This is a genomic window from Deltaproteobacteria bacterium, assembly GCA_011773515.1.
GTDB lineage: Bacteria > Desulfobacterota > Deferrimicrobia > J040 > J040 > WVXK01.
In genome coordinates this window covers 16,935-17,876 of the sequence record WVXK01000058.1, presented here as the reverse complement: position 1 = coordinate 17,876, position 942 = coordinate 16,935, and the positions used below count along the sequence as shown (strand labels likewise).

Below are 942 nucleotides of genomic sequence, written 5' to 3'. Positions count from 1 at the left end.
CCTTTTTCTATGGCCTCCGCGAGCCGCTGGTTTGCATTGTAGTTGTAGTTTCTCTTCGGGCTGTCCGGGTCGAAAAAGAAGAACCTTTCGTCGTCGCCGATGAGGTGGTCGAGGAACGCGAAGACGTTATCTCCGATTTTCGGCTCCATGAAAAAGAGGGGGTCGTGAATGTTTTCGCCTCCGGTTATGCCTTCATGGAGGCTCCCGCTTTCCACCATACGGGAAAGACTGGTCCCGGGATAGACCCGGACGCCGGCGGCGACTCCCACCCGGTCGGGGTTAACCTCCTTCATGAGGTCGACGGTGCGCATGATGCTCTCCCGCGACTCGCCCGGGGCCCCGATCAGAAGGTCGAGCATGACGGTTATGCCCTCCTCCCTGCAGAAATCAACGGCGGCCCGAATATCTCCCGGGGTGTGGGAGCGCCCGAGAGCAAGGAGCATGGTATGGTCTCCGCTGTCGACGCCGAAGTTGATTCCCGCGCAGCCGGCGCCGGCCATCTTCCGTGCGAGTTTCCGGGAGAAGGGAACCGGCGAGCAGTACGTGTACCACCTGAGCCGATCTGCCAGGCCCCGGCTGGAGATTTCCTTGCACACCGCGAGGGCGTGCCACAGGGGAATGTTGAACTCGCTGTCGCACAGGTGCACGGCGTCGATACCCTGGCGCACGAGGTGTTCGAGTTCGTCTGCCACCTCACGTGGGGGCCTGGTCCGCACGTTTTTCCCCTTGGCCACGGGGTCGGCGCAGTATATGCAGTCGCGGGGGCATCCGCGCTTGGTCTCGACCCCTGCCTGGCCACCCTCCCTGAAATAGCGCCCGTTGTCGACGAAACTCCGCGTCATGGACGGCAGCCTCTTGAGGTCGAAAAAGAGGGGAGGGTTGCGCTGGAACCCCTCTTCACTCTTTCTGACGAGGTTGGGGAGGTCGAGCCAGCTCTCTTTT

General features: G+C 61.8%; 1 protein-coding gene. It reads right to left on the bottom strand.

The features are described from left to right. On the bottom strand, window positions 1–942 hold a 942-nt coding region (locus GTN70_06590; protein NIO16654.1), incomplete at both ends, for a radical SAM protein.